This is a genomic window from Parashewanella spongiae, from assembly GCF_004358345.1.
In the GTDB taxonomy this organism is placed as follows: Bacteria; Pseudomonadota; Gammaproteobacteria; order Enterobacterales; family Shewanellaceae; genus Parashewanella; species Parashewanella spongiae.
In genome coordinates, this window is record NZ_CP037952.1 from 3,491,309 (window position 1) to 3,514,088 (window position 22,780).

A 22,780-nucleotide genomic window follows, 5' to 3' on the forward strand; every position below is an offset into this window, starting at 1 on the left:
AAAAGAACTAACTCGAATTATTTACATTAGAAAATCTAATGTAAATAATTCATGTCACTTATGTAATACTAACTGAATAAAACAACTAATAACCCTATTATCTAGACCCGAAGAATATCGGCCAACAGATAATTATAAGGGAACACCGATTAATAAATTAAAATAACAAGATCAAAAAATAGGCTTGCAGATATGATTAGTGTATTCGATATGTTCAAAATTGGCATTGGCCCATCTAGCTCTCATACAGTGGGTCCAATGAAAGCTGGTAAACTTTTCATGCAACATGTTGCAGATAAAGGTTTACTGGATCAAGTTGACGAGCTTCGCTCTGAATTATTTGGCTCTTTAGGTCAAACGGGCAAAGGCCATGGTACAGGTAAAGCTGTAATACTTGGTTTGATGGGAGAAGATCCTGAAACTGTCGACACGGATACCATTGACGCAACTCTTAAACAAACGGCTGAAACAGAACAACTCACTCTTGCTAACGGTGAAAAAGTTATTTTCACTCGTGAGAACGGCATTACTTACCATAGAGACAAGAGTCTTCCAGCCCACGCAAATGCGATGACTTTATACGCTTATCATAACGGCGAATGCATATATGAGCGTTCATATTATTCTGTTGGTGGCGGGTTTATTCTCGACGAAGATGAAATAAACCAACAAGACGCCTCACCAGCTACGCCAATTCACTGCGCGCCGTTTGATTTTCATAATGCAGCCGAGTTACTCGAACAATGCAGTAAAAATGGCTTATCAATTTCGTCTTTAATGCTTGAAAATGAATTGAGCTTAGCTACAGAGTCTGAAGTAAAAGAAAAATTGTGGGCAATTTGGCAAACCATGAAAACCTGCATAGAGAAAGGTTATCACAAAGAAGGTTTGCTCCCTGGTGGATTAAAATTACGCCGGAGAGCACCAGCACTCTATCGTCGTTTGAAATCAGAAGGCAAAACTTGTAACGATCCATTAAACGCCATTGATTGGGTCGATTTATTCGCTTTGTCTGTAAATGAGCAAAACGCAGCGGGTGATCGTGTTGTTACGGCACCGACCAATGGCGCAGCAGGAATTATCCCTGCCGTATTATGCTATTACGACACCTTTGTTGAAACTGTAGATGTTGATATTGCATCACGTTTCTTATTAACCGCAGCGGCAATCGGAATTCTTTATAAAAAGAATGCTTCGATTTCTGGCGCTGAAGTTGGCTGCCAAGGTGAAGTGGGAGTAGCCTGCTCGATGGCAGCTGGAGCATTGACCGAGATCATGGGTGGCACTGTAGAGCATGTTGAAAATGCCGCTGAAATTGGCATGGAGCACAATTTAGGGCTTACCTGTGATCCTGTAGGTGGTTTAGTGCAGGTTCCTTGTATTGAACGAAACGCTATGGGCTCAATTAAAGCCATCAATGCTTCACGTATGGCATTAAAAGGCGATGGCAATCATAAAGTGTCATTAGACAAAGTCATCAAAACAATGATGGATACAGGCCAAGACATGCGCAGTAAGTATAAAGAAACAGCTCAAGGCGGCTTAGCGGTTAATATTGTAGAGTGCTAATTCAGGTATATTAATACCAATTACAGTAATTATATGCTCAACTCAGAGCTATGTATGTGCTCAAAGTACAATCGAAATTGATGAAGACATAGTTGTTCTATGTCAAGACATTTTTGAGAAGTAATTTGAGCACATACAAGCTCCCGAAGGGCAAGACTAAAAGGTTCCATTACTGCGTTACAAGCACTTGAATTATCCCGACAAAAGCACGAAGTGCGTTGAACGCCAGCTTTGTATGGCGGCCGTTAGGGTATATAGTACTTCGAGCTTGCGCCTTGCACTGAAACCCTTTAGCTCTTGCTGAGTGAGAGATTAATTACTGTAATTTGGTAATAAGTTGATACTCAAAAACCACCAGTAGGCTAATGCCAATCAGATAATGGAAAACGTCATACCTGCGAGGCAGGTATCAAGTGACTTAAGTAAAATCAAAGTCGCTAGGCTCCTGCCTTCGCAGGAGCGACGATAATTTGTTGGTGTTTTTTTATATCAAACGATTTACTTGATGGGTAAGTCAATGCCTTCAAACATTTGATCAATTAGCTGCTGATCTCTTAACGCTACCGCTTTCTCCACCATATCCCTCGTTAGGTGCGGTGCGAAGTACTCCATAAAGTCAAACATATAAGTTCTTAAAAAGTTACCTCTTCTAAAGCCAATTTTTGTCGTGCTGTGGGCAAACAAGTGACTTGCATCGATAGCAACTAAATCCTTGTCAATAACAGGATCTATTGCCATCGTGGCTATAACGCCAACACCTAGTCCAAGCCTTACATAAGTTTTTAATACATCAGCACTGGTTGCTGTAAACACCACTCTTGGCTCTAAATTAGCTCGTTTGAATGAGCGTTCAATTTCAGAAGCTCTATCAAAACCGAACACATAGGTTACCAGTGGGTACCGAGCAAGCTCCTCAATTGTCATAGAGCTTCTTTGTGCTAAAGGATGGTCTTTAGTGACAACAATCGAACGGTTCCAATGGTAGCAAGGTAACATGACTAAATCTGAATAAAGATGCATGGCTTCAGTCGCAATTGCAAAGTCAGCATCGCCACGGGCAGCCAATTCACTAATTTGACTCGGAGTGCCTTGATGCATGTGTAAATTAACTTTAGGGTAACGATCAATAAAACCTTTAATAATACTCGGTAACGCGTATCGTGCTTGTGTATCGGTTGTCGCGATATTTAATTCACCTTGATCGGGTTGAGTATACTCCTCAGCTACTTTTTTAATGCCCTCGACTTTGCTCAAAATATCATTGGCTATGTTGATTACCTGCTGTCCTGCTGGCGTGACATGCGTTAAATGTTTTCCGCTTCGACCAAAAATTTGTATTCCTAGCTCATCCTCGAGCATTCTTACTTGCTTGCTGATCCCTGGCTGCGATGTATACAAATTTTCTGCAGTGGCTGATACATTAAGATTATGGTTTACAACCTCTGCAATAAAACGTAGTTGTTGCAGCTTCATTAGTAGCCCTCTTTAAACCACTCGCCTTATCTATCGAGCAGACTGGAATAATCAAATTTATCTATATCCAAACGTTATAGTATATCTAAAATTTTATTTCAATTTGGAATATTTCGTACACAAGACCGTTAAAACCCGTTTTTATTCACAGCTTTTTTTTCGAATTAGATAAAATTTTTCTTGCACACTAGCGCCACTGTGCAAATTTAACGTAGAATTACCAATCAAGAATTTAGTAAACGATAACTATTGTTGACTAAATACTTGTTAGATAATTTATTAAATTTGAAAAACATTCAGCTGTTGTACAAGAACTACGCATTGTTTTAGTACTTCTTATATCTCAAGCTTCGCGGCCGATAATCATATCAGGTTGTTGTTAATACAAATGGAAAAACTATGATATTTACCGTTGTACTCGTTGTCATCAGTGCGTTGTTATTACTCATTATTGGTATTAATATCTTTCAACAACATAAACAACGAATTGACTCTGAACGTCGTGTGCAACACCAACGCCAACGAGCCATCATTGACGAAACAGAAGCCGTATTAGATAACATCGCTTTATTTCCATGTTCAGATGATGTGATGATTGTGCTTTATCGAAGACTTGCTGAAGCCGTTGAAATTGCTTCTAATGTCGCACAACAGCCAAAACAACAAGAGTACCAACGCCGCCTCATTGATTTGCAAAACCAAATTCAACAACTGCTAAGCAGTAACACTAAAGCTCCTTCAATTGATAGCATTCAAATTCCTGATAATGATAAGCAGCTCATAACTTTAGTTAAAATGCTGAAAAAATTAAAAGCGATATTACGTGTAGAGCATAGTAAAGGAAAAGTAGAGCCGAGCATTTTTACTGTTGAAGAGAACCGTATCAATAACATGCAACTGCGTATCAACGTTGATGCCATGCTTGATCGAGCAAAAGTCGCTAAGAACATGAAGCAATATGGCTCTGCTAAGCAACTCGTTCATAAAGCGTTATCCACATTAAACGCCATTAAACTTAAGCATCCTGAAGATCCTTTTATTACTTTGAAGCATAAAGAAGCAAAAGAATTAGTGAATGAACTTGATGGTTCACAAGTAAAAAATACTCCAGCACCTTCAGTTAAATTAAACGGTGACACTGATATTGATGCTCTCTTTCAACCGAAGAAAAAATGGTAGCCAACTGGTTTTATTTTAGATACTAAAAAGCACCTATAAAAGGTGCTTTAACTAGCAATAAAACGGTCTAATTTGGATTAGAACGTGTAACCAACGCTAACCATATAAACCATTGGGTTTATATCTGTTTCTATGCTCACATCTGCATTAAGCGCTGTTGAGTTGAACTTCACATCAGTACCAATATCGGCATACCAAACTGAAGCATTGACCAACCAATTTTTATTTATTTGGTAATCAGCGCCAATTTGCGCAGCAAATCCCCAAGAGTTTTCAATGCTTAAGCTATTTAATCCTAAAGGTGCTGCTTTATCATTTTCGGTAAATTCATTATCAAAGAAATTAGTAAAATTGACACCCGCGCCAACATAAGGGCGGAACTTCGAGTTCGCATTACCAAAATAGTATTGAGCAACTAAAGTAGGTGGCAGTTGCTTAGTTTCAGCGATTTTCCCTACGCCTTCTAATGAAACATCGTGTGTAAAAGGAGTCGCCGCTAATAACTCAACACCAAAGTTGTCCGTTACCATGTAACCAAAATTCAAGCCTAATTGAGTATTATTACTTACTTGGAACTCTCCAAAGCCTGCAACATCTTGGCTAGATTCATCAGGTGCAACATTGGCCACACCAGCACGCACGATAATATCACCAGCTTGATGGGCATGTGCTGCAAAACCAGCAGAAAGAAGACCAGCAGCAATTAAACTTTTAACGATATATTTGTTCATCATTTAACTCCATTTAGGAAGAATTATGTTTATTCAGATATGCATCTCAATTGCCGCTAATTTGCCAGAATGAAGGTGATAAAATGTTGATCCAAATCAACCGTATTTAGTCACAAATAACTCATTAGCACATATCATGATCGAGATCATAAAAGTGAGTCATATTGACAACTAAGTCTGATTTTTTGACACTCATATTGGATTTAGAGCCATCAATAAATACGGTTGTTAAACTGACATTGAGCACATCTATTAAAAACCCAAAATTAATGAATGGTTACTCACTTTGCGTTGTAAAAATGTTCATATCGGTTAATTTTAAGTAAAACACAGATAAAAAGTGATTTTTTATTCAACCTTAACCGCATAACTATTCCGTGTGCGCAATGTCAGTTTAACTAGGGTCTGTTGAACTTTCGTGATTGTTTTTGCAGCGATAAATTGGTTATTTTATGCAAGGTAGAGTTTGTGAGGTTTGGTTATTATCGACATACAAAACTGTCGTTACTTCGTTTCCAAATAAGAAAACGATAACTCAGCATCTTTTATTTAGAAAGAGCGACCAATTTACGCTCTCTCTTTTTTCGATATTTTGAGCATTCACTGTTCTGTGTTATGACCAGCTCACTTAGATGGCTAAGCATCACTGCTCACGCCTTGAACCTAAAACATCAGTTGAACGCTGAGTATATGAGTAGCTGTTTGAGTCAATAAGATGACTTTATCATCATGGCTTTCACCTAATGAGTGAAGTGCTCTACGCTCACAAGCTTGCTAAAATGGCTGCTATCTGCGTTATAACTTTTGCAAGTAGAATAACTACTTGCTGCAAGGTACGCCTTACTATCAGCCATTTTTTCTACGCTTGAGAACGCAGTCAACTGATGTTTCTAGGCTGAACAGATAAATGCTCAAATAGCACAAAATTTAATCCTGAAAGATCAACAGACCCTAATACCAATTACAGTAATTACTGTGTTTGGTATAAGATTATGTGACTCTATTTATTACAAATAATAGATAAAAGAGGATATATTTTTTGCCAGTTTTTTTGTTCAATCCTTTGCTGGAAAGTTTTTATTTCTCGTTTCAAATTATGGGAGATGGTTAAATTAAATACTAAGTCTAAGCCAAATACTGATACAAACTTTAACTCTCCATCAAGAAGTTTAATACCATTGGCGGTTTCTTGCTCTGGCCAATAACTCATGGCATCTGCTATTGATGTATAAGGAGCATCTCCATTCCTGATGTGCATTCTCGCTTGGTTTCTCACTGACCAAGGCACTTGTGGGGATAGAATAGTTAAAGCTTGTTCTATATTCTTTTCAGTTTGAATAGAAATATCATTCGGTTCAAAATATATAAAATCAACATCAGTTAAGGTATTGTCTGTTAGACAATGTAATTTATCCCAAACAAGGTTTCGAACAAAACCAGCTGCAAGCAAGTGCTCCTCAAGTTGAAACATTGCTGCAACTTGAGAAGCAGTCTTTAAAGCGTGCATTCTTACTTCATCGCTCTTAATCCATGACGTTAGCTGCTCTAACCTGTCACCTTGCCTATTAAGCATCGAGACTATCGCTTAAAAAAACATGATTCCTCTTTAATCTTTCATTGCAAAAAGTCATAAATTTTAATTCCGTTAAAGGCTCAGAAATAAAGAATCCTTGTATTGCATAGCAGTGATTTTGCTGTAAAAAGTTGAGCTGATGTCTATTTTCAACACCTTCAGCGACAATTTTCATATCCAGACTCTTTGCCATTGACTGAATCGCTTCAACCAATTGTGTTGCATCACTTTCATGAGGAATATCACTGATAAACGAACGATCAATTTTTAGAGTATCAAACGAAAAGCGCCGTAAATAACTCAAAGATGAGTAGCCAATACCGAAATCATCAACAGCGAGCCTAACACCAATATTATGCAGAATATCAAAGGTTTGTTGGTTTTCTTTTGTGTGTTCAATCAAGGTCGACTCGGTAAGCTCTAGCTCAAGAGCTGAAGGAGGAAGCTGGTGTAACGTGAGTGCTAACCTAACATCATCAATAATGGCTTGGCTGCGTAATTGCTTACTAGAAACATTAACTGAAACATATTCAGGGCCATTCTCAATTTTCAGCCACTGTTTCACTTGTCCACAAGCTTGATCTAACACCCATTCCCCAAATAAGTTAATTAATCCAATTGACTCAGCAAGTGGAATAAATTGCTCAGGCGATACCTCGCCCAATTTCTCACTGTCCCACCTAAGCAAGGCTTCTGCACCAATCACGCGACCTGAAAAACCGGAAATTATGGGTTGATAAACGATGTAAAGCTCATCTCGTCTTAGTGCGTAACGTAGCTCATTTTCCATCGTTAGCCGTTCTTCAATCGCCAAACTCATTGTGGTGGAATAGAGCTTATAAGAATTGCGCCCAGATAACTTACTTTCGTACATTGCGGCATCAGCATTTTTAGTCAAAGATTCGTAGTCGATACCATCGCTTGGGAATCTGGCCAATCCTATGCTACACCCAACAACCACTTCATAATGTTGAAGTAAAATAGTTTTAGAGCAAACGTTGATCACCTGTTTAGCAAGTTTTTCGGCGTTTTTCACCGATTCAGGAGAAGATAGAATAATTACAAATTCATCTCCTCCTAGTCTTCCGACTATATCAGGTGCTGAAATTACACTTTTAATCCTGTGTGATATCTGCTTTAAAAGTTCATCTCCTGCATTATGGCCAAAACTGTCATTTACTTTTTTAAAATCATCAAGATCAAGCAACATCAACACTATTGAGTCACGAGTTTGTTTGGCCTTATTAATTGCAGTTGTTAGTCGTTCGAATGCCATGCTCCGATTAGGCAAACCTGTTAAGTCATCAAAATTTGCTTTTTGATAGAGCTGATCTTGATAATTACGCTGCTGAGTTAAATTAGTGATGGAAGTGATCACTCCTTCGCCTTCAGCAAACTCTACAATTTTAGACGATAGAGAACACCACAAAAAACGCCCTGAATCATTTCGCAATTTAATTTCAAAGTTATCAACTCGACTTTCTTGGTTAAGCAAGTCTAAAAATAATGCACGTTCTTTTAAATCAGCATAAAAATCAGTGACGCAACGCTTTACGAGATCTTCGCCTGAAGAAAGTAATTCTTCTGCTCTCGAGTTCGCATAAAGGATAATTCCAGATTGCGGTTGACTAATAATCACTGCAATAGGGGCTGAACTCACAATCGAATGAAAATGAGCTTGAGATTCAATCAGCGACTTACCTGTACGCCACACACGATTACTCTCTCTATATTGCAGCCAAAAGCTAAAAATTATACTTATAATAAAAAGCGAAAGGATCAAAATGATCGACTGAATACCTTTTGCAAAATTCTGTTGTTTGGAACTTAAACTGATCCATAAATAGTTATCTAAGCTAGGTAGCGGCGCTCTCACGCTATCTCTGTTTGAGCGATTCATCACGCCAGATGAATACAAAGGCTGTGCTAATCCATCTTGCACACTCACTGTATATTTACTTTGAATATGAGTAGGAACAAGATGAGAGATAAGTTTTGGTAGTGAATAAACAGCACCAAGAGTACCTATGAATTCATCATTTTTAAAAATGGGGACATAAAACTCAAAAGCCGCGTCACCTTGTATTACACGAAAGGGTTTAGTAAAAATTGTCCGCTTTGTATTTTTAGCTAGTCGAGATGCTCGCTTCGGCTCTGGTAGCGATAGTGTTAACCCTATAACATGCTTGTTTGGTTCATAAGGCGCTGTATGTTTTATCACAAAATTTTCATCCGAAAGCGTAACGTTAATAAGGCTAGGATGGTCTAATGAATATTGGGTAACTTTACTTACAAATCCTTCTTCTGATATTCGTTTTTCTGCTAATTCGACGGCCAATATTTCTAAATAGGCTTTATTAGAATCCAATTGATTTTCGATATCATTGATCACCGCTGAGATATTTTGGTTTAATGTATTATTGGCTGACTGTTGGTTATGGCTCTGAACAAAATAAATCAATGCAATACAAGCCATTACAATCGCAATCGTCGCGAGAGCCGGCAATAGCAATGTAGGCTTAGCTGGTTTTATTGAATCAATGAGCCCACTCGATAACTTTCCTTTTGTTAACCCAAACTCCAACAATAAACGTTCTGAAGATTTTGACATCTTAAAGTGGTGGTAAAATGCATAAGTTGCACCTAAAAAAAGTAATAAAAAAGCACCAACAAACATTTGAAACATACTCGAATGTTTTTTAACTTCACCAAACGATTTTTTGTATTCAGTAGCAATCTCCCAATATCCATTGGGTAAATCAACTTTTCGAGTCATCGCCGAGCGAGAAAACAATACAGGATCGCCATAAAACACTTCACCAGAATCGCCTCGAAGAGCAATATTTAACCTTGAGTTTTCATGTAATAGACCAATTGTTTTAAGTGAAGGAATAACATCAATAACTACCGCAACAACGCCCCAAAGCTCATTTTTGTGAAAAACAGGTAAACGTGCTACGACACCTAAGCCTCCCTGTCTTAATTGATAAGGCGCTGAATTAGTAACTTTTCGAGTTTCTATTGCCTGATTAACTGCAGCAAACACTACCTGATCTGTTGGCTCTAATAAATTATGCCCAATTGCGTTTGTGTTTGCATCAAGTGGAAAAATATCAGAAACAATACAGTTAGGAGCAATACTAAAGGCTCTGATTCCTTCATTTGATTTATAAAGCGCTGACATAAAGTTATGTACACGCTGCTTACTAGGTTGACCAAAGTCACTATCAATGTCTAACTCGGCTTCAATGGCTGTCGCTAAACTATGGACAAGATGAAATCGTTGAGATATGAGTTCATTTAGATTGGAAACTTGTTGATTAAGTTCTTTTTCAGAGCTGGCATGGTGGTTATCAAATAAGTAATCATCATACCAATGAGTTATCTGGTTCCAAATAATGACGGTAAAGCATAATATAAATATTGATACAACTTTCTTATTAAAAAACATAGTATTAATTTTTCATTCTTCGAATTTGAGTAGTCAATAAACAGTAAAATCAATACACAAATGTTTATTCTATTACCAGATTGAGGTAAGCATTATAACGAATTTTAAATGAAATGACGTTCAAATAAAGCTATCTATTACAAAAGCCTTATTACAATTCAGTAGCAACAACAACTTCGCTTTTAGCCAACGAGATTGTAATAAGTACCCATCATTTTTTTACCATTTTCATTAATATTTCAACAGTATAGGAACCATTATTAATAATTTGATATCGGTCATAAGTCTGGAAAAGTAATTGGCCTTGATTTTTGATCAAGGCAACTACACCATAATTTATCGACTTATCAATGCTTTTAGATGGCAAAATAAATTTGAATGGAATAGGTGCTCTCGCCACATTAAAATTCTTTTGGGCAATAATGACTCCAGGAGTGTCCAAATCAATAATGGCAATTGTCACTGTACTTCCCGGTGGCAACATCACCCGTTCGTTATAACCCGCTGCACCATTAATCACGATTGGCGGTTCTTCTGTTACTGTGACACAAGCCGCCAAAGTCGTTAAGATAAATAGCATGATGAGTTTTTTCATTGTTTCACTTCCTCTGTCATTCTTAGCAAGCCTTCCTGTGTGGCTGAAGCTATTAAGTCACCATTTTGGTTGAAAAACTGCCCTCTAACAAAGCCCCGTCCACCACTTGCATTTGGGCTTTCGATACAAAATAACAACCACTCATTTAAATCTACTTTCCTATGGAACCACATGGAGTGATCAATCGTTGCCATTCTCATACCCGGAGTAAAAAATGATACACCGTGTGGCTGAGCAGCCGTGATCAGAAAATTAAAATCTGAAGCATAAGCGAGTAGATAATCATGAATGCAAGAATTATCTGGCATATTGCCGCTTGCCCGTAACCAAACATAGCGTACAGGCTCAGAAACTTTAGAAGAAAATGGATCAGACGGTTCTACAAGCCGCATTTCTAGCGGCGAATCGGCCTTGAGCCTGTCTAATAAAGCTTTAGGCATTTTACCCACCATTGACTCTGCCAGTTGCTGCTGGTTCATCAAACCATCCGGCCCTGCAACGCTAGGCATAACATCATGATGCTCAAATCCTTTTTCAGGTTCTTGAAACGAGCAACTCATATAAAAAATAGGACGACCATTTTGAATGGCTTGAACACGTCTAGCACTAAAACTCCCACCATCACGCATGTTCTCAACATCATAAATAACGGGTTTGTTATGATCTCCTGCGCGCAAGAAATAAGAATGTAAAGAGTGGACTCGCCTACTGGAAGGGACGGTTTGCTTTGCAGCAGACAATGCTTGCCCCATCACTTGTCCGCCAAACAGATGCCCAAAGCCTAAATCTTGGCTTTGCCCTCGGAACAAGCCCATTTCTATTTGCTCTAAAGATAATAAAGATAACAAGTTATCTAAAGCCTTACTCATAAAATCCCACAAAATACATTGACATGAAAAACAAGATTAACTCAAATAGTTTATCGACACTACGAATAATTCCCTTTCACATTATTACGGCCAAAGCGTACAATTCTATTTCCGAAAATAACAAGCACACACTTAATATGGAATCATGGTTAATAGCAATTCGCCCTAAAACGCTTTTCGCCGCTTTAAGTCCACTTATCCTTGGTAACAGTCTGGCTTTTGCACATGAAAGTTTTAGCTTTTTTATTGCCATAACCTCTGTCATTTGCGCGCTTTTATTGCAAATTGTAGTGAATTTAAGCAATGACTATTCGGACTTTATTAGAGGGGTAGACTCGCCAGCTCGGTTAGGTCCAGCTAGAGCCTGCCAGTCAGGCTTATTAACGCCTAAACAGGTTAAAATCGGTGTTTACATCAGTTCCTCTTTGGCTGTCCTAACTGGATTAATCTTAGTTAGTTCAGGTGGTTGGCCAATATTTTTTTGTGGCTTATTATCACTGATATGTGCCATTTGCTACAGTTCAGGTCCTAGACCGCTTGCCGATTTTGCCCTCGGAGAAGTCACCGTATTTATATTTTTTGGACTTGTGGCGGTAACCGGTAGCTATTACTTACAAACTCAGCAAATTAGCCTGCAATCCATCGTAATGGCCTGCTCCATTGGACTACTCAACTCAGCAATTATGTTTGTCAACAATACAAGAGATATTGTAACTGACAACAACGCCGGTAAAGTAACGCTGGCCGTTAAGCTTGGAAAAGAAATGTGCATACCGGTATACCGCTCACTTTTATACGCCGCCATTGCCATTACTGTTACAGCATTTTTATTAGGCGTGTTGCCCGGTTGGCCTGTGTTTCTATCAGGGTTATGCTTTATTTATGCTCGTAAACTAGCTGAAAAATTTGAGTCTGCTAAAGGCATAGAGTTTAACGACATTCTGAATAAAACAGCCTTAATAACCTTTATATTCAGTTTGCTATTTAGTGCAGGGTACTTTTTAGACATCCATTTACAAGTTTAAAGTAGAGTAGGCTACTGGCTTCGCTATCGCTTATCCAGCAGCCCCTCTTCGATTCCGTGCATGAGGTTTTCCCTCACACGGCTCTGTTGTTACACTTCTCTCAGCCCCTTCACTTTGCTTATCATCTTGTCGTGGGTAAATACTCAAGACCAGCTTGGCGTAATTTTTCGTAAGCACCTCGTGATAGATACTTGCTTCGACGTTGACTTAAGCGACGATGCCATCGATAGAATCGGTTTACTACAAATCCATTTATTCTGAAAAATACTCCTCTGGGATATCCTATCCCACCAAAATAGTGTTTCCATCCCCTCAGAACTTGATTAACTTTATTTATCAGTACGCCAAGTGTATTTGAGGTTCGATGCTTCACTATGTCTCTGAGTTTATTTTTCAGCTTTGTTTGGCTCTTCTTAGACGCCTGTATCTTAATGTAACTGGTGCCTTTGATGAAGCCTGTGATCCGTTGAAAGTTAAAACCGAGGAAATCAAACTCATTCATCAGCTTTCCCATATCCACACAGTGGGTTTTACTTTGATTTAGCTTCAGACCTTCATCACTTAATTGCTGTGCTATCCAGTCCAGTTGCTCTTGTGTGTAGGTTTGCTTATGAAGTACAACAAAATCATCTGCATAGGTAACGATTTTACACGGTGTTTTTTCGTGTATTTTCAAACAGAAATCGTTGAGATAGATGTTAGCCAGTAGTGGAGAGATAACTCCGCCTTGCGGAGTGCCACATCGGCTTGCTTCTATTCGCCATTTTCTGTTGACCGTCTCTACGCTGATGGGCGCTTTGATAAAGCTTTTCAGCAAACTCAGAAAGCTGCTGTCGCTTATTCGCCTTTCTACTTTTGCCATCAACTTAGCGTGCGGGATGGTATCGAAATAGGCGCTCAAGTCAGCATCAAGTACGTGCTGATAGCCTTGTTTTAGGCTCATTTCAATGACTTTTACCGCTTGCTGGGCGCTTCGACATGGACGATAACCATAACTGTGTTCATGTAAATGAGGTTCGTAGACGGGTTGCATCACTATTGTCATCGCCATTTGCACAATTCTGTCACTGATTATCGGGATCCCAAGTTTCCGCGTTTTGCCGTTGTCTTTGAGTATTTCTACTCGTTTGACTGGGCTAGGTCGATAGTTTTTCTGTTGTAATTGAGTTTGAATTTCTTTTAACAGCGCAACGACTTTCTTTTGCTGCTCTAGACAACTGAATGTGATGCCATCAATTCCTGCTCCGCCTTTATTGGCTTTGCATCGTCGATAGGCTTCTTCGAGTATATCTAGGCGACTGAGTTTATCGTACAAGCTGTAAAATCGTAGCTCCGAGTTAAGCTTTGAGCGTAAGTAAAGTTTTCGCTGTAATATTCTGATATTTACTGGAGTGTTAGCCATATGGCAATTTCACCTCAAAAGTTACGTTAAAAAACGGGTGTAACACTGAGCCCCTTCCCTGATGTGAAGTTATGTTGTCTTCACGGTTAACGGTACTATGGGCTCATCCGACTGCCTGAGCGCCCTATCTGAAATTTCGGTTTACCTTATATTCGGATAGTGGAAGTCACTACCTTCCAACACTCAGGCTCTCCCACGTTCACTTTATTTCCTTCAATACATGCCACTTCATATTACGCCGGAAGATCAAACAGATGCATTTACCAGTTGCTTCTCTGTTTGTGTCAGGGTTCGTCAACTAGGAAAGACTCCCCATCTTCATTTTTTGATTTACGACGCTTAACTGAATTCGCTTGATGCTGCGGCCTACATTGCATCTCAACCTTTATTCAAGGCCTTTGTCACAGGGCTTCATGTCATAGCGGTTACCCATTATGCATGCCCGTCAGATTTCGGGATGAACTGGTAATTATCCCGTCAGGTACGTTTCAACCTGATGGACTTATTATAAATAATAACGTTGCTGTCTCTGGTTTATGGCCATGTAATCGCTTGGCTGCGTATACGTTGAGACAAATCCCGCAACAGAATAAAGCGCTTCGTGGCGCTCCCTAGATAAATCGGTTGGGAATAGTCATATACGTAGAAAAAATTACTGATAGCAAGGCATAAGTTGCAGCAAGTAGTGGTTCTACTTGCAAAATTTATAACGCAGCTAGCGGTGATTTTGGCAAGTATATGAGCGTTCAGCACTCACCTAACAAGTGAAGAAACATCATTAATTTTTGCAATATGCTTCAGTAGGTTAAGGGGGAATTGTGCGTTCAACCAATTTACTTAGGTTAAACTCAACACAGCATAAAAAAAACTTCCCGAAGGAAGCTTTTTTTATGCCAATTACAACTTAATTTGTTTTCTATCCATGCTACTCCATTCCAAATGGAATTTTTCGCCTTCTGGCTTATCCTGTCTTTGATAAGTATGAGCACCAAAGAAGTCACGCTGACCTTGCAGAAGATTTGCAGGTAATATTTGACTGCGAAAGTTATCGTAATATGAAAGCGCAGAACTTATACAAGGGATTGGAATACCATTTGAAATTGCAAATACAGAGGCCGAACGCCAATCCTTTTGCAGATCAGACAATTCTTGAGCAAAGTTTTGCGAAAGCAATAAATGAGGAAGCTCCGGATCTTGTTGGTAAGCTTGAGTGATTGATTGCAAGAAAGTCGCTCGAATAATACAACCAGCGCGCCAAATTTTGGCAATTTCAGCAAAGTTTAACTTCCACCCATGCTCAGATGCCGCCATATCCATAAGCTGAAAACCTTGCGCATAACAACAAATTTTGGCGCAATAAAGGGCATTTTCTAGCGATGAAACAACATTTTCTTTTTCAGAGTCACTGAGTTCATTAACAACTGGGCCACAGAGCTTTTGACTAAGTTGTTGCCTTAATGCTTTTTGATTACTCACGGCGCGGGCTGAAACCGCTTCAGCGATCGTTGGTGCTGGAGCACCAATTTGCAAGCTGCTGACTGCAGTCCATAAACCAGTGCCTTTCTGCCCAGCTTTGTCTAAAATCATTTCAACTAACGGCTTGCCAGTCTCAGGATCGTCTTGTTGTAAGATGTCAGCGCTGATTTCCATCAAATAACTGTTTAACCGGCCATTATTCCAGCGCTCGAATGTTTGACCAATTTCTTTTGCTGAAAAGCCACATCCATCATTAAGAATATGATAAGCCTCACAGATGAGCTGCATATCGGCGTACTCAATTCCATTATGCACCATTTTTACATAATGGCCCGACCCTGTGTCACCAATATACGTCGTGCAAGGCTCTCCATGATCAACCCTATCACCCGGTTTAGTGCGCTCGATAGGCAGTCCCGTATTCGGATCGACTTTAGCGGCAATGGCTTCCCACACAGGAGAAATTCGTTCCCACGCTTTAATACTACCACTAGGCATCAACGACGGACCAAACCGAGCACCAACTTCGCCGCCCGAAACCGCTGAACTAAAAAATATAAATTGTCCATGATATCTGGCTTCACGCTCTACGGTATCGGTCCATAAGCTGTTTCCAGTGTCAATGACAATGTCATTTTCACCAATACCAGCATGAATTAATGCCTGACAAACACCATCTACAGGCTTTCCTGCCGGCACTGACAATACAATGATTTTTGGAGAGGATAATTGGTTCAGCATATCTTCGATAGATTGACTACCGAATACTCTTTGCTTGCTATCAAGAGTCGAAAATGCAACCTGCTCTTGCAAGGACTGATCAACCACTGAGTTAGTTTTGTCATCATCAATATCAAATGCGGCAATGCGATAGCCATTATCAGCAATATTTAAAGCAAGATTTTTCCCCATTACACCAAGGCCGATGACCCCGATATCCATGAGACATTTAGTTTTTGGCATTATTTTTTCCGAAGCGATGATGTGCATCAATAAAATTCGCGGGATTATAACGCCAAGTTTACCTAAACACTATTGCATACGAATGGAAAGAGGTTTTCTTGTAAAGGATAATCAGAACCGAGTCGCTGATAAAGGCCTGCGTCCACCTTTACTGTATTTAGAAACTTTATACTGCCTCAATTCTACCTTACTATCGCCACACAGAAGATCGAATCCTTCATCAGTTGAAGATTTTTTTATTCTGGGCTTTTCCAATGAATTAGGCCTAGGTAAAGAACTCCAATTTGTAAACGATTGCGTGGTTTCCGAAAACGGTGACGGTAGGGGAGAAATAGAAGAGGATACTGAACTAGCTGTGGTCCTAGATGAATAAAAACTATTATTCTCTGAGGCGCTGCTCACATCATATGAATCTTCCCCCTCATCAGTACCTTCTCTGTCGGTGTCGTCAAACCAACTATTCTCGAGCGTATCAGCTTCATCTCCGCTTTCTTCCAAGGACAGACATAAATTCAGTTCAGCCGAGACTCTTTCCAGTTCATCTTCACCGGATAGCTCTGCTGCCGTAAGTTCTGTGTACGAGCCTAAATTTGCTAAATAACTAGATAGGCTGATAGCTCTATCCTTTTCAAACTGTTGAAATTGCCTCATGGCATCAAGCTCGATTAAGTGGAAGTCGGATCTTGCCATATCTAAGTCTAAGGTTTTTAAACTACTCCTTAAAAAAAACAAAATCACGCTTGGATCTTTTTTTGCTGCTTCGATATCAAATTTTTCATACTCAAATACAGGCGTTCTTAAAAGTGTTTGATAGGCAAACTCTTTAACTGACAATCTTTCTTTTTCAATTCTTGCTTGGGCGGTTTTAAACGCAATGACTAATTTTCGTTCGCCTTCTAAGTAGAAATATGGGGTGTTATTTGTAATACCGCCGTCACTTAGAGACACTGTTTTGCTATTTTTTCCAAAAAGGATATTTGGCCGTTTAGTGAAGACCGAAGAATTAACCTTAAGTTTCCCAATTTTTACCGGAAATCCACAACTGGCTCTAGCCGCAAGAGAAATAGACATACTGGGTGTTTTTTTAGCGGATAGCTCTACTTCTTTCTTGTCAGAAGTGGCAACCAAAACTAATCGTTTTAATTTAAGTTTACTAACGTTTGGTAACTCTTGTTCTCCCTCATAATTTCTTAATAATTCAAGCTGTTCAAAGCTCAGGTTATTTAAAGCCGAAGTAGATTCACTCAATGATAAAGCGTTTCCGAAGCTATCAAGTAAGGGGCGGCGACTTCTTGCTAAAAAGTTATGAATTTCAATTACAAATGGGTTTAATTTTCGCCTTATTGCTTCTTGAGCATTTCGAATGATTGACTCTGGATTGAGTTCCGCATCATATTCAGAAAAAAAAGTGGAGACTTCTTCAACATTCATCCCGCAAGCAATGGGGATTGCAGCTAACGCTCCTATAGAGCTTCCTGAAACTTCCTTTATTCGATTGACTAACCTTTCGTTTCCTAATTGCTTGAAAACACCACAAAAGCCAACTCCGCGAGCACCGCCACCTGATAAACATAACGCATCATATTTTATAAATTCAGATACATCGCATTGATGTTCATCATATTTCTTTTCTGCATAAGCTTTAAGTGCTGGTTTACAATTAAGGGCTGCGATTAACTCACCGTATTCTGGTGAACGCTGCGAATGAAACGCAATTTCCACTTCAACAGGATAATTATCAAGGGATCGTTTCCAGTGCTTTAACTGCTTAGACGAGATGTGTTTCGCTTTCCCAATTTCATTGAACTCTATAGTATATAAATAGTCGCCAATCTTTAAACACTTAGTGCCCTCCCTTCTCAGGCCTGATTCACTCAAATGAAGCCAAAGCGGGGTTATTTCAGAGCTTGGTGGACAAAACGCCATAGAATTTTTGATTGAGTACCATGTAGTCAACTAACATATAATATGAAAGATATACAATAGCATGAACAATAATTAACAGAACGACAATCTGTAAAAGTTAGATATAAAATCGATTTCAAACATAACCACCAGCTACAAACTTTACCTTTACGTAAACTTCCTGTACCTTTCAGTAAATAGTTTTTATACGGTAATTCAAGTTCAATGAGCATAATCAGCAATTCCCCTAGTAGTTACTCCATTAGTGACTTATCAAGAGAGTTTGATATTACTACACGTAGTATCCGCTTTTATGAAGATCAGGGCTTGCTTAAGCCTAAACGCCGCGGTCAAACTCGTGTTTACAGTCTCAAAGATAAAGTGCGTCTAAAGCTCATTCTCAGAGGAAAACGTCTCGGATTTTCATTAGCAGAAACCAGACGCTTATTTGAAATGTATGACACAGACAAAACCAGCACATCGCAACTCAGCACCATGCTTGATTTGATTGAAGAAAAGAAAGCTGCATTGCAGCAACAAATGGATGATATCAAAGTTGTGTTGATGGAGTTAAATTCAGCTGAACAACAATGCCTAGCAGCACTTAATAAATAACAAATAGTTCAAAATTAGTTTTAAAGATAAAAAAATTACAGGACCTTACTATGAACGCACTATACTCAAGCCTAAATTTCGGACTTGGCGAAGAAGTTGATATGCTGCGTGATGCAGTTCAACAATTTGCCGCCAATGAAATCGCCCCACTCGCTGAAAAAGTTGATAAAGAAAACGAATTCCCAAATGAATTATGGCCTGTATTTGGTGATATGGGTTTACTAGGAGTGACCGTTGACGAAGAGTTAGGTGGTGCCCAAATGGGTTACTTGGCTCATGTTATAGCAATGGAAGAAATTTCCCGAGCCTCCGCATCCATTGGCTTGAGCTATGGCGCTCATTCAAACTTATGCGTCAATCAAATTAATCGCAATGGCACCCCAGAGCAAAAAGCCAAGTATTTACCAAAGCTCATTAGCGGTGAGCATATTGGCGCACTTGCCATGAGCGAACCTAATGCAGGATCAGATGTCGTTTCCATGAAACTGCATGCCCGCAAAGAAGGTAATAAGTTCATACTAAATGGCAACAAAATGTGGATCACCAATGGCCCAGATGCTGACACACTGGTTATTTATGCCAAAACAGATTTAGACAAAGGTGCTCATGGTATTACCGCCTTTATCGTCGAAAAAACCTTTAAAGGTTTTTCAACCGCGCAGAAGCTAGACAAACTTGGTATGCGTGGTTCAAACACTTGTGAACTTGTCTTTGAAGATTGTGAGGTGCCAGAAGAAAACATTCTGGGTGAATTAAATGAAGGCGTTAAAGTTCTTATGAGTGGCCTTGATTATGAACGCCTTGTACTCGCAGGCGGGCCTCTTGGGATTATGGCGGCTTGCATGGATATCGTAGTGCCTTATGTCCATGACCGTGTTCAATTCGGCAAGTCAATTGGCGAGTTTCAGCTAGTCCAAGGTAAAATTGCTGACATGTACACACAAATGAACGCTGCACGTTCTTACGTTTATGCTGTGGCTAAGTCCTGTGACCGCGGTGAAACTACCCGTAAAGACGCTGCTGGTGCGATTTTATATAGTGCCGAATTGGCAACCAAAATGGCACTCGATGCCATTCAACTGCTTGGTGGTAATGGTTACATCAACGAATATGCAACAGGTCGCCTGCTTCGTGATGCCAAACTTTATGAAATCGGAGCTGGCACTTCAGAAATCCGTCGAATGCTTATTGGTCGTGAGCTGTTTAGCGAAAGTAAATAGTTAATAAACATTAACATAAAGGTGTAACGCTCGTTACGCCTTTTTGCTTTATCCCTTTTACAAGGATTTAGACGATGACACAATTGAGCAGTCGAATTAATACTCGAAGCGACGAGTTTAAAATTAAGCACGATGGCATGTCCAAACTGGTTGATGAGCTTCAAACCAAACTTGCCAGTATTCAACAAGGTGGCGGTCAAGTATCAATGGATCGCCACTTATCTCGCGGCAAACTTGCACCAAGAGACAGAATCGAAAAACTACTTGATCCCAGTGCACCATTTGTAGAACTTTCGCAATTTGCGGCTTATGACATGTACGACGCGAATATCGCTGCGGCTGGCATTATTACTGGTATTGGTCGTGTAAACGGTGTTGAATGCATGATTGTCGCCAATGATGCGACAGTAAAAGGTGGCACTTACTATCCTCTAACCGTTAAAAAACATATTCGGGCTCAAGAAATTGCCGAACGTTGCCACCTACCCTGTATTTACTTGGTTGATTCTGGCGGTGCTTTTCTCCCGTTGCAGGATGAAGTTTTCCCAGATCGTGATCATTTTGGACGAATATTTTATAACCAAGCCAAGATGTCAGCAAAAGGTATTCCGCAAATTGCTGTCGTCATGGGTCTATGCACAGCAGGCGGCGCTTATGTACCGGCAATGGCTGACGAATCGATTATCGTTAAAGAGCAAGGCACCATATTCTTAGCGGGTCCACCATTAGTAAAAGCTGCAACGGGCGAAGAAGTCTCCGCTGAAGAGCTTGGTGGCGCGGAAGTCCATACCAAAATTTCAGGTGTTGCCGATCACTTAGCTCAAAATGACGAGCACGCTCTAGAATTAGCTCGCAATGCGGTTTCAAGGCTTAACCATAATAAGCACATAGAAAATACGCTTTCCGCAGTCAAACCACCAAAATACGACCCCAAAGAACTCTACGGCATTGTGGGAACCGATTTAAAAAAACCATTCGATGTAAAAGAAGTCATCGCTCGAATCGTAGATGATTCAGACTTCGACGAATTCAAAGCTAATTATGGTGCCACATTAGTTTGTGGGTTTGCCAAAATTCATGGTAATCCAGTCGGCATTATTGCCAACAATGGCATTCTTTTCTCAGAATCAGCGCAAAAAGGCGCTCACTTTATTGAGCTTTGTTGCCAACGCAAAATTCCGCTTCTATTCCTGCAAAATATTACTGGCTTTATGGTCGGGAAAAAATATGAGCACGAAGGCATAGCCAAACACGGCGCGAAGATGGTAACAGCCGTGACCTGTGCCAACGTACCTAAGTTTACTGTTCTTATTGGTGGCAGTTATGGTGCTGGTAACTATGGTATGTGCGGCCGAGCTTTCGATCCAACCATGATGTGGATGTGGCCAAATGCTCGTATTTCAGTCATGGGCGGTGAGCAAGCGGCTGGCGTATTAGCGACCGTTAAAAAAGATGGTTTAGCGCGCAATGGCGAAAGTTGGAACCAACAAGAAGAAGCTGATTTTAAATCACCAATTGTTGAACAGTACGACAAAGCGGGCCATCCTTATCACGCTAGTGCTCGCTTGTGGGACGACGGCATTATCGACCCAGCTCAAACACGCGATGTAGTAGGCTTAGCTTTATCTGCAGCGCTCAACGCACCTATCGAAGAAACGCGCTTTGGCGTGTTCCGCATGTAATTTGAAGGTAACTATAATGACCACAAAAACTATCTTCGAAGATCAAAATTATCAACACATAATCTGTGAGATTGATGATCGCGGTGTCGGCTCGCTCATTCTGAATCGAGTCGATGTTCATAACGCCTTTGATGAAGTGATGATTGCAGAGTTAATTTCAGCATTACACAGATTTGCCAATGACAATCAATGTAAATTACTCATTGTTAAAGCCAATGGTAAACATTTTAGTGCTGGGGCTGATCTCAATTGGATGCGTAAACAAGTCAAAATGGATTTCGACCAAAATCTGGCCGATGCAAATACCCTTGCAAAGCTCATGAATGACTTAGATAAATTCCCTAAGCCAACGATTGCTCACGTTCAAGGCGCAGCATTTGGCGGAGCGCTAGGTTTAATCTGTTGTTGTGATATGGCTGTCGCGACGCCGAAATCGAGCTTCTGTTTAAGCGAAGTAAAACTTGGGTTAATCCCTGCAGTAATCAGTCCTTACGTAGTTCGTGCTATGGGTAATAGAGCCTCTCGTCGCTACATGTTGACTGCCGAACGTTTTACTGCTGAAAAAGCATTACAACTGCAAATTATTCATGAAGTTGGAGAAGACTTACAAAAATTGAGTCAACCAATGGCCGATGCATTACTTGCGAACAGCCCTCAAGGGATGAACTGGTGTAAATCATTAATTGCTCACCTCGAAAGTGGCGAAATCAATGCCCAAACCTTATCCCATACGAGTGATCGAATTGCCCGAATTCGTGTTTCAAGTGAAGGACAAGAAGGACTCAATGCCTTTTTTGAAAAACGACAACCGAACTGGCAGCAAGTAGAAGGGGATTAACACTATTTCGCATTGATATTTTTGTTATTCAACGAAAGCAAAAAGCTTTCAGAATAAGGCGGAAGGTTGAAAATTTATCGGGCATAAATTAAGAGCTGACAACGAAATTATGAAAGCTTTTAGCTTCGCCCGAAGGGAGTGTTACTAGATGAATGTAATGTGTAAAAAACATTTCGTCATCACTAAATAAGAAAAACAACATTTACAGTAACAC

General features: G+C 39.8%; 16 protein-coding genes. 7 read left to right on the forward strand and 9 right to left on the reverse strand.

Going from position 1 to position 22,780, the window contains the following annotated elements; translation table 11 throughout:
* Positions 1 to 192: 192 nt before the first annotated feature.
* Positions 193 to 1,569 carry an L-serine ammonia-lyase gene (locus E2I05_RS13720; protein ID WP_121852768.1) on the forward strand — a complete coding sequence of 459 codons (1,377 nt, stop codon included), beginning with the start codon at positions 193 to 195 and terminating at the stop codon, positions 1,567 to 1,569.
* A gap of 498 nt (positions 1,570 to 2,067) precedes the next feature.
* Here E2I05_RS13720 and cysB read toward each other — a convergent pair whose 3' ends face one another.
* Positions 2,068 to 3,042, reverse strand: coding sequence for an HTH-type transcriptional regulator CysB (cysB, locus tag E2I05_RS13725; RefSeq protein WP_121852769.1), 975 nt, complete (start codon positions 3,040 to 3,042; stop codon positions 2,068 to 2,070).
* A 399-nt stretch (positions 3,043 to 3,441) separates the two neighbouring features.
* Here cysB and E2I05_RS13730 point away from each other — a divergent pair, with 399 nt between their 5' ends.
* Complete coding sequence (locus E2I05_RS13730; RefSeq protein ID WP_121852770.1) at positions 3,442 to 4,221, forward strand: hypothetical protein; 780 nt, start codon at positions 3,442 to 3,444, stop codon at positions 4,219 to 4,221.
* 77 nt (positions 4,222 to 4,298) lie between these two features.
* Here E2I05_RS13730 and ompW read toward each other — a convergent pair whose 3' ends face one another.
* The 5 genes from ompW to tesB all read right to left on the reverse strand — a co-directional run bounded on the left by ompW (position 4,299) and on the right by tesB (position 11,440).
* On the reverse strand, positions 4,299 to 4,955 hold the full coding sequence (gene ompW / locus E2I05_RS13735; RefSeq protein WP_165905449.1) for an outer membrane protein OmpW: 657 nt from the start codon (positions 4,953 to 4,955) through the stop codon (positions 4,299 to 4,301).
* Positions 4,956 to 5,952: 997 nt separating this feature from the next.
* On the reverse strand, positions 5,953 to 6,525 hold the full coding sequence (locus E2I05_RS13740) for a nucleotidyltransferase family protein (RefSeq protein WP_121852772.1): 573 nt from the start codon (positions 6,523 to 6,525) through the stop codon (positions 5,953 to 5,955).
* Complete coding sequence (locus E2I05_RS13745; RefSeq protein ID WP_121852773.1) at positions 6,518 to 9,976, reverse strand: EAL domain-containing protein; 3,459 nt, start codon at positions 9,974 to 9,976, stop codon at positions 6,518 to 6,520. The genes E2I05_RS13740 and E2I05_RS13745 overlap by 8 nt, the downstream gene beginning before the upstream one ends.
* A gap of 211 nt (positions 9,977 to 10,187) precedes the next feature.
* Entirely contained in the window at positions 10,188 to 10,571 is a 384-nt protein-coding gene (locus tag E2I05_RS13750) for a YbaY family lipoprotein (RefSeq protein ID WP_121852774.1), read from the reverse strand.
* Positions 10,568 to 11,440: an acyl-CoA thioesterase II gene (gene tesB, locus E2I05_RS13755; RefSeq protein ID WP_121852775.1), complete on the reverse strand. Its 873-nt coding sequence runs from the start codon at positions 11,438 to 11,440 to the stop codon at positions 10,568 to 10,570. The genes E2I05_RS13750 and tesB overlap by 4 nt, the downstream gene beginning before the upstream one ends.
* Before the next feature lie 107 nt (positions 11,441 to 11,547).
* Here tesB and E2I05_RS13760 point away from each other — a divergent pair, with 107 nt between their 5' ends.
* The gene (locus E2I05_RS13760; protein WP_279387025.1) at positions 11,548 to 12,465 is read left to right on the forward strand and encodes a 1,4-dihydroxy-2-naphthoate polyprenyltransferase; all 918 of its coding nucleotides are present in this window, start codon (positions 11,548 to 11,550) and stop codon (positions 12,463 to 12,465) included.
* A gap of 121 nt (positions 12,466 to 12,586) precedes the next feature.
* Here the strand turns inward: E2I05_RS13760 and ltrA are convergent, their stop codons facing one another.
* The 3 genes from ltrA to E2I05_RS13775 all read right to left on the reverse strand — a co-directional run bounded on the left by ltrA (position 12,587) and on the right by E2I05_RS13775 (position 18,232).
* Entirely contained in the window at positions 12,587 to 13,867 is a 1,281-nt protein-coding gene (gene ltrA / locus E2I05_RS13765) for a group II intron reverse transcriptase/maturase (RefSeq protein ID WP_133309452.1), read from the reverse strand.
* Positions 13,868 to 14,764: 897 nt separating this feature from the next.
* On the reverse strand, positions 14,765 to 16,306 hold the full coding sequence (gndA, locus tag E2I05_RS13770; protein ID WP_121854439.1) for an NADP-dependent phosphogluconate dehydrogenase: 1,542 nt from the start codon (positions 16,304 to 16,306) through the stop codon (positions 14,765 to 14,767).
* 111 nt (positions 16,307 to 16,417) lie between these two features.
* Positions 16,418 to 18,232: a patatin-like phospholipase family protein gene (locus E2I05_RS13775; RefSeq protein WP_121854438.1), complete on the reverse strand. Its 1,815-nt coding sequence runs from the start codon at positions 18,230 to 18,232 to the stop codon at positions 16,418 to 16,420.
* A 204-nt stretch (positions 18,233 to 18,436) separates the two neighbouring features.
* Here E2I05_RS13775 and E2I05_RS13780 point away from each other — a divergent pair, with 204 nt between their 5' ends.
* From E2I05_RS13780 to E2I05_RS13795, 4 genes are all read left to right on the forward strand, one after another.
* Complete coding sequence (locus tag E2I05_RS13780) at positions 18,437 to 18,826, forward strand: MerR family transcriptional regulator (protein WP_121854437.1); 390 nt, start codon at positions 18,437 to 18,439, stop codon at positions 18,824 to 18,826.
* Positions 18,827 to 18,876: 50 nt separating this feature from the next.
* Entirely contained in the window at positions 18,877 to 20,046 is a 1,170-nt protein-coding gene (locus E2I05_RS13785; RefSeq protein WP_121854436.1) for an isovaleryl-CoA dehydrogenase, read from the forward strand.
* Positions 20,047 to 20,120: 74 nt separating this feature from the next.
* Positions 20,121 to 21,728 (forward strand): carboxyl transferase domain-containing protein, encoded by a 1,608-nt coding sequence (locus tag E2I05_RS13790; protein ID WP_121854435.1) that lies wholly within the window; start codon positions 20,121 to 20,123, stop codon positions 21,726 to 21,728.
* A 16-nt stretch (positions 21,729 to 21,744) separates the two neighbouring features.
* The gene (locus E2I05_RS13795) at positions 21,745 to 22,566 is read left to right on the forward strand and encodes an enoyl-CoA hydratase-related protein (protein ID WP_121854434.1); all 822 of its coding nucleotides are present in this window, start codon (positions 21,745 to 21,747) and stop codon (positions 22,564 to 22,566) included.
* Positions 22,567 to 22,780: the final 214 nt, after the last annotated feature.